Here is a 7,165-nt window from a genome sequence, read left to right as displayed (position 1 = left end):
CAATACAGGTGTGCCCTCAGGAGTGCCCTCGGGGCTCGAAGGAAGGAAACGACGTGCGCGTACTCGTCGTCGAGGACGAGCAGCTGCTCGCCGATGCGGTGGCCACGGGCCTGCGCCGGGAGGCCATGGCCGTGGACGTCGTGTACGACGGCGCCGCGGCCCTGGAGCGCGTCGGGGTGAACGACTACGACGTGGTCGTGCTCGACCGGGACCTTCCGCTGGTGCACGGGGACGACGTCTGCCGGAAGATCATCGAACTCGGCATGGCCACCCGCGTCCTCATGCTGACCGCCTCCGGCGACGTCAGCGACCGCGTGGAGGGCCTGGAGCTGGGGGCCGACGACTACCTTCCCAAGCCCTTCGCCTTCACCGAGCTGACCGCCCGCGTCCGCGCCCTGGGCCGGCGGACGACCGTGGCGCTGCCGCCGGTGCTGGAGCGGGCCGGGATCAAGCTGGACCCCAACCGGCGTGAGGTGTTCCGCGAGGGCCGGGAGGTGCAGCTGGCGCCCAAGGAGTTCGCGGTGCTGGAGGTGCTCATGCGCAGTGAGGGGACCGTGGTCTCCGCCGAGCAGCTGCTGGAGAAGGCCTGGGACGAGAACACCGACCCCTTCACCAACGTGGTCCGGGTCACGGTCATGACCCTGCGCCGCAAGCTGGGCGAGCCGCCCGTCATCGTGACCGTCCCCGGCTCCGGCTACCGGATCTGACCCGATGGCCGCGACCCCCTCGCCGCCACCGGCGCCACCCAAACCGACCTGGGACCCCGGCCAGCCCGAGGGTCCTTTCCCTTGGCTGCGGCCGACCATCCGGATACGGCTCACCCTGCTCTACGGCGGCATGTTCCTGATCGCCGGGATCCTGCTGCTGTCGATCATCTACCTGCTGGCCGCCCAGGCCCTGCGGGAGGGCAACGCGCTCCCGTTCAAGATCGTGGGCGGCCAGAAGGTGGAGGTCTCCAGCAGCACCTGCCCCGGGGTGGGCATCGACCAGTCGATCGAGCAGTTCAACGCGGCGATCGGGCAGTGCATCCTCGACCAGCGCAAGCACGCGCTGGACGACCTGCTCAGCCGCTCGCTGATGGCCCTCATGGGCCTGAGCGTGATCGCCTTCGCCTTCGGCTACGCGATGGCCGGCCGGGTGCTCTCGCCGCTGGGGAAGATCACCCGCACCGCCCGCCGGGTGGTCGGCTCCGACCTGACCCGGCGGATCGAGCTGGACGGGCCGGACGACGAGCTGAAGGAGCTCGCCGACACCTTCGACGAGATGCTGGACCGCCTGGAGCGGGCCTTCACGGCCCAGCAGCGGTTCGTGGCCAACGCCTCGCACGAGCTGAGGACCCCGCTGGCCATCAACCGGACGCTGCTGGAGGTCCACCTGTCCGATCCCGGTGCGCCGGTGGAGCTCCAGCAGCTGGGCAAGACGCTGCTGGCCACCAACGAGCGCAGCGAGCAGCTGGTCGAGGGCCTGCTGCTGCTGGCCCGCAGCGAGAACCAGATCGTGGAGCGCAAGCCGGTCGACCTCGCGGAGGTGGCCTCGCGCGCCATCGACCAGGCACGCGGGGAGGCACTGGCCAAGGGCGTGGAGATCCGCGGCGAGCGCGCCCTGGCCGTGGTCCAGGGCAACGGCGTGCTGCTGGAGCGGATCGCCCTCAACCTGGTGCAGAACGCCGTCCGGTACAACGTGCCGGAGGGCGGCTGGGTGGAGGTCACGACCGAGGTCCAGCACGGCCAGGCGGTGCTGCTCGTCTCGAACACGGGTCCCGTGGTTCCCGCGTACGAGGTGGACAACCTCTTCGAGCCCTTCAGACGGCTGCGTACGGAGCGAACGGGCAGCGACAAGGGTGTGGGCCTCGGCCTGTCCATCGCGCGCTCTGTGGCGCGCGCACACGGCGGCCGCATCCTGGCGACCCCGCGCGAGGGCGGCGGCCTGGTGATGCGTGTCACGTTGCCCCTTTGATCCACCCCTCGGGCTGTTCGCTGTCAGCGGAACGGCCCGACGGGGAGGAGGGTCGCGACTGTGTGATCGATCACATTGTCGAGTGTCCGGGCATGCGCGTTCCGTGACCCCCAGAAGGCCGGAAAGCCCGGGAAGTCCGGGTTTCCGGCCCCCCGAATGGCGGGAAATACACGGGGTGGCGTTTGTGCAAGACCGCCCCGGGACCGTGTACGGTCCCGGTCGTCATCCCAGCCGCGGCCCCCTGCGGACGCGGGGCCGGGTGTCGATTGAGTAACAGACCTTGATGTGAGGCAAAATCTCCGCCTCAGGTCGGGCACAAGTCCGGCCTCTCGCGCGTTACGTGCGCTGAGACACCGCTAAATCCCAGAGGGGGAGAGCGAAAAAATGGCAACGGACTACGACACCCCACGCAAGACCGACGACGACGTCGACAACGACAGCATTGAAGAGCTGAAGGCGCGGCGCAGCGACAAGGTCACCTCGAGCGTCGACATCGAGGACTTCGACGGCGCCGAGAGCCTGGAGCTCCCGGGTGCGGACCTCTCCAACGAGGAGCTGGCCGTCCGGGTGCTGCCCAAGCAGGCCGACGAGTTCACCTGCATGAGCTGCTTCCTGGTGCACCACCGCAGCCAGCTGGCTCGTGAGAAGGACGGCCAGCCGATCTGCCGCGACTGCGACTAGGTCTCGGCCGTGACCGGCCCGACGCCGTTCCGGAAGCTCCGCTTTCGGAAGACCGGCGATCCGGTGGCAGGAGCGCAGGCGGAAGCCACGGGCCCGGAAACGGGCCCCGGGGCCGTCGGCGACCCGGCCTCCGGCACGACTGTCGTGCCGTCCGACACCGCCCCGGCGGTGGCGCCGGCCACAGTGGCGGACGAGGAGTCCCGGGGCAGGCCCGGGACGCGTCGGATGCAAGCCGTCAAGAACGGTGTGCGCAAGGGCGGCGAGAGCGCGAGAAACGCCGCCCTGTACATCGCCGACCGCGTCATCGAGAACGCCCCGCGCGTTCCGGTCAGGGACCTCGCGACCCTGCGGGCGCAGTTCCCCGGCCTCGGCCCCGACCAGCTGGCGGACAAGCTGATCGCCGGGGCCGCCAGCGCCACCTCGACGGTGGGCGCGGGCATCGGCGCGGCCGCCATGATGCCGGTCCCGCCCGCCATGATGGCGGAAATGGCCGTCGAGATCACCGGCGTCGCCGCCATCGAGCTGAAGCTCGTCGCCGAACTGCACGAGGTCTACGGGCAGCGGCCGCCCGGCACCATGAAGGACCGCAGCCTCGCCTACCTCACGGCCTGGACCGAGGAACGCGGGATCGACCTGACCAAGCCGACCACCGTCAACGCGGCGCTCGGCGGCCAGATGAAGCGCGAACTGCGCCAGCAGATCATGAAGCGGATGTTCCGCAACGTGCCCAACCTGATGCCGTTCATGGTCGGCGCCGCCGTCGGTGCGGTCATGAACCACCGGGACACCAGGAAACTCGCCGAGAAGGTCCGCACGGACCTGCGCCGGCGGGCCGTGCCCTGGGCGGCGCTCCCCGCCGCCGAGCCCCGCAGCGCCCCGCCCGCCCGCTCCCCGGGGTCGTCCCGGCCGCACTGGAACCCCCGGACCCGGACGGCTTCGGCCGCTGAGCGCCCTGCCCGGTCTGCCCGCCCTGCCCGCCGTGCCCGGCCCCGGCCCTCAGGCCTGCGGGGCGGACGCCTCCTGTGCCGCGCGGACCGCCGCCGCCAGGGCGCGGGGCTCGCGCGTGGAGACGTACACGTACGGGGTCGGGTCCGCCGGGTCGGTGACCTCGATCCGGACCGCCGTCGGGATGTAGCTGCGCATCAGCATGAAGGCCCGCATGTCGGCCTTGTACGTGCGCCACGCCCGCGCCTCCTCGCCCTCCAGCACCTCGGGCTCGCCCAGCGCCGACACCGGGATCCGGGAGTCGCCCGCCGCCAGCACCCCGTTCACCACGCGCACCCGGGCCGAGCCCATCGAGCTCACCAGCATCCCCGCCAGCGCACCGCCGCCGACGAACCCCGCCAGCAGCGGCAGGGTGCCCAGCGGAAGGGTGATCAGGGCGCCGGCCACACCGGTCAGGGCGGCGATGCCCCACCAGGAGCGGGGGGCGGAGAGGCGTTCGTCGTGGTGCGCGGGGGAGAGCTGCATGCCCTCAAGCCTCCCACGAGGCGACCGGCGGGTAGCCGCGCGGGTAAGGTCTGCGGCTGTGAGTGGACGAAACACAGCGTTGACGCCCCCGGCCGATGCCGTCGCACCGGTCCGGCATCCCGATGCCCCGGCACCCGGAGAACTCCTCGGTACGCACTACGAACACTGTTTCGGGTGCGGCGGGGGGCAGCCCCACGGGCTCCACCTGGAGGCCCGCGCGGGCGAGGGCGTGCGCGTCACCGCCGAGTTCACCGTCCGGCCCGCCCACCAGGGTGCGCCCGGCCTCGCCCACGGCGGGGTGCTGGCCACCGCGCTCGACGACACCCTGGGTTCGCTGAACTGGCTGCTGCGCGTCATCGCGGTGACCGGCCGGCTGGAGACCGACTTCGTGCGGCCCGTACCCGTGGGCACCGTGCTGCACCTGGAGGCCGAGGTCACGGCCGTCGCCGGCCGGAAGATCTACTCCACGGCGGTGGGCCGGATAGGCGGCCCCGAAGGGCCCGTGGCCGTCCGCGCCGACGCGCTCTTCATCGAGGTGAAGGTCGACCACTTCATCGAAAACGGCCGTCCCGAGGAGATCCGGGCGGCGATGTCCGACCCGGACCAGGTCAGGCGCGCACGCGCCTTCGAGGTGAACCCCTGATGTCCCAGAACAACCCCGGCCCCCGTCATGACGTCGACGTGCTGATCCGCCGCGTCGACCCCGAGGTCCCGATCCCGGCGTACGGCCACCCCGGCGACGCCGGCTGCGACCTGGTGACCACCGTGGCCGCCGAGCTGGAGCCCGGGGAGCGGGCCGTCCTGCCCACCGGCGTCTCCATCGCGCTGCCCGACGGTTACGCCGCGTTCGTGCACCCGCGCTCCGGCCTGGCCGCCCGCTGCGGGCTCGCGCTCGTGAATGCCCCGGGGACGGTGGATGCCGGGTACCGTGGGGAGATCAAGGTGATCGTGGTCAATCTCGACCCGCGCGAGAGCGTCCGGTTCGAGCGCTTCGACCGCATTGCCCAGCTGGTTGTCCAGCGGGTCGAGAAGGTCCGCTTCCACGAGGTGGCGGAACTTCCCGGCTCGGCCCGGGCCGACGGGGGGTTCGGCTCCACCGGCGGTCATGCGGCCGTGGCCGGATCCGGCGCTGGTCAGCAGGGTGGGAATGGCTACGCTTCGGTCGTAACCGACCGGGAAGGACAGTGACGTGTTCGGACGTCGCAAGAAGAACGACTCCGCCGACGACGGCGGCGCGGCCGAGCAGGTCGACGGCGTGCGCGCCGACGAGGCGGCCGAAGCCGGGGAACCCCGGCGGGTGAACCTGCCTCCGGCCCCGCGGCCGGACGGCCCCTGGGACGTGACCGAGGTGCCCGGCAACCCCGCCGACGGCCGGGTCGACCTGGGCGGCATCCTCGTCCCCGGTGTCGAGGGCATGGAACTGCGCGTCGAGGTCGCGGGTGACGCGATCGTCGCCGCCACCGTGGTCCTGCGCGACAGCGCCGTCCAGCTGCAGGCCTTCGCCGCCCCCAAGAAGGAGGGCATCTGGGGCGAGGTCCGCGAGGAGATCGCCTCGGGCATCACCCAGCAGGGCGGCCTCATCGACGAGGTCGACGGGCCCCTGGGCTGGGAGCTGCGCGCGCAGGTCCCCGTACCGCTGCCCGACGGCCAGACCGGCGCCCAGCTGGTGCGCTTCGTCGGCGTCGACGGCCCGCGCTGGTTCCTGCGCGGCGTCATCTCCGGCCAGGGCGCGGTGCGCCCCGAGTCGGCCGGCGTGCTGGAGCAGATCTTCCGGGACACCGTCGTCGTCCGCGGCGACGGCCCGATGGCCCCGCGCGACCCCATCGTCCTGAAGCTGCCGAACGACGCCCAGATGGTGCCGGACGGCGTGCAGACGGCCGAGGAGCAGGAGAGCTCCCGCTTCTCCGGCGGCATGGGCCAGCTGGAGCGCGGCCCGGAGATCACCGAGGTCCGCTGACCCCGCAGGGCCCGTACGCGGCCGTTCCCGGCCGACCGGCTCCCGCGGGAGCCGGCCGGCCCCGCCGCCCTGCCCGCAAGGGCCCGGGTGGCGTCAGGGATGCGTCAGGGATCTCCGTCCGGCCGCCGATCGGTGCGTGAACAGCGGGAACGTCCCCGAGAATGAGCGCATGGGACGCGGCAGGCTGAGGATCTATCTGGGCGCGGCACCCGGTGTGGGCAAGACGTACGCCATGCTCTCCGAGGGGCACCGGCGGGTGGAGCGGGGCGGCGACGTCGTGGTCGGCTTCGTCGAGCACCACGGGCGGCCGCGCACCGAGGTCATGCTGCACGGCCTCGAACAGGTCCCCCGGCGCGAGCTGGTCCACCGGGGCGCCTCCTTCACCGAGATGGACGTGGACGCGGTCCTCGCCCGCCGCCCCGCCGTGGCCCTCGTCGACGAGCTCGCGCACACCAACGTGCCCGGCTCGCGCAACGCCAAGCGCTGGCAGGACGTCGAGGAACTCCTGCGGGCCGGCATCGACGTGGTCACCACCGTGAACATCCAGCACCTGGAGTCCCTCGGGGACGTGGTCGAGACGATCACCGGGGTGCGCCAGCGCGAGACCGTGCCGGACGAGGTGGTCAGGCGGGCCGACCAGGTCGAGCTGGTCGACATGTCCCCGCAGGCCCTGCGCCGGCGGATGGCCCACGGCAACATCTACCAGCCCGACAAGGTCGATGCGGCCCTCTCCAACTACTTCCGGCCGGGCAACCTCACCGCGCTGCGCGAACTGGCGCTGCTGTGGGTGGCCGACCGGGCCGACGAGTACCTCCAGCAGTACCGCGGCGAACACGGCATCCGCTCCACCTGGCAGGCCCGGGAGCGCATCGTCGTGGGCCTGACCGGCGGGCCGGAGGGACGGACGCTGATCCGCCGGGCCTCACGGATGGCCGCCAAGAGCTCCGGCAGCGAGATCCTCGCCGTCTACATCGCCCGCAGCGACGGGCTGACCTCCGCGTCCCCCAAGGAGCTCGCGGTCCAGCGGACCCTGGTCGAGGACCTTGGAGGAACGTTTCACCATGTGATCGGGGACAACGTCCCCGAAGCGCTCCTCGCCTT

Annotated in this window: 7 protein-coding genes and 2 pseudogenes; 8 read left to right on the top strand and 1 reads right to left on the bottom strand. The window is 72.1% G+C overall.

All coding sequences use genetic code 11. The annotated features are described in order from the left end of the window. The first annotated feature begins 53 nt into the window (after window positions 1–53). The 4 genes and pseudogenes from VR44_RS18840 to VR44_RS47320 all read left to right on the top strand — a co-directional run. Window positions 54–707 (top strand): response regulator transcription factor, encoded by a 654-nt coding sequence (locus tag VR44_RS18840; RefSeq protein WP_045948703.1) that lies wholly within the window; start codon window positions 54–56, stop codon window positions 705–707. 4 nt (window positions 708–711) lie between these two features. After that, window positions 712–1,956, top strand: a complete 1,245-nt coding sequence (locus tag VR44_RS18835; RefSeq protein WP_045948702.1) for a sensor histidine kinase — start codon at window positions 712–714, stop codon at window positions 1,954–1,956. 384 nt (window positions 1,957–2,340) lie between these two features. Continuing rightward, window positions 2,341–2,637, top strand: coding sequence for a DUF4193 domain-containing protein (locus VR44_RS18830; RefSeq protein WP_042809536.1), 297 nt, complete (start codon window positions 2,341–2,343; stop codon window positions 2,635–2,637). Between the two features lie 9 nt (window positions 2,638–2,646). Further along, window positions 2,647–3,531: pseudogene (locus VR44_RS47320) on the top strand (hypothetical protein); the annotation flags it as partial. A gap of 102 nt (window positions 3,532–3,633) precedes the next feature. Here the strand turns inward: VR44_RS47320 and VR44_RS18815 are convergent. Further along, entirely contained in the window at window positions 3,634–4,107 is a 474-nt protein-coding gene (locus tag VR44_RS18815; protein WP_045948699.1) for a DUF3093 domain-containing protein, read from the bottom strand. A 58-nt stretch (window positions 4,108–4,165) separates the two neighbouring features. Between VR44_RS18815 and VR44_RS18810 the strand changes: the two genes are divergently transcribed. From VR44_RS18810 to VR44_RS18795, 4 genes and pseudogenes are all read left to right on the top strand, one after another. Continuing rightward, window positions 4,166–4,750, top strand: a complete 585-nt coding sequence (locus VR44_RS18810; protein ID WP_045948698.1) for a PaaI family thioesterase — start codon at window positions 4,166–4,168, stop codon at window positions 4,748–4,750. Beyond that, a complete protein-coding gene (dut, locus tag VR44_RS18805) occupies window positions 4,750–5,295 on the top strand; it encodes a dUTP diphosphatase (RefSeq protein ID WP_045948697.1) in 546 nt (181 codons plus the stop codon). Before VR44_RS18810 ends, dut begins: the two co-directional genes overlap by 1 nt. Window position 5,296: 1 nt before the next feature. Next, window positions 5,297–6,064 carry a DUF3710 domain-containing protein gene (locus tag VR44_RS18800; protein WP_045948696.1) on the top strand — a complete coding sequence of 256 codons (768 nt, stop codon included), beginning with the start codon at window positions 5,297–5,299 and terminating at the stop codon, window positions 6,062–6,064. Between the two features lie 169 nt (window positions 6,065–6,233). After that, window positions 6,234–7,165: pseudogene (locus VR44_RS18795) on the top strand (histidine kinase); the annotation flags it as partial.

This window comes from Streptomyces katrae, from assembly GCF_000966975.1.
GTDB classification, from domain to species: domain Bacteria; phylum Actinomycetota; class Actinomycetes; order Streptomycetales; family Streptomycetaceae; genus Streptomyces; species Streptomyces katrae.
This window is presented reverse-complemented; position numbering and strand designations above follow the sequence as displayed.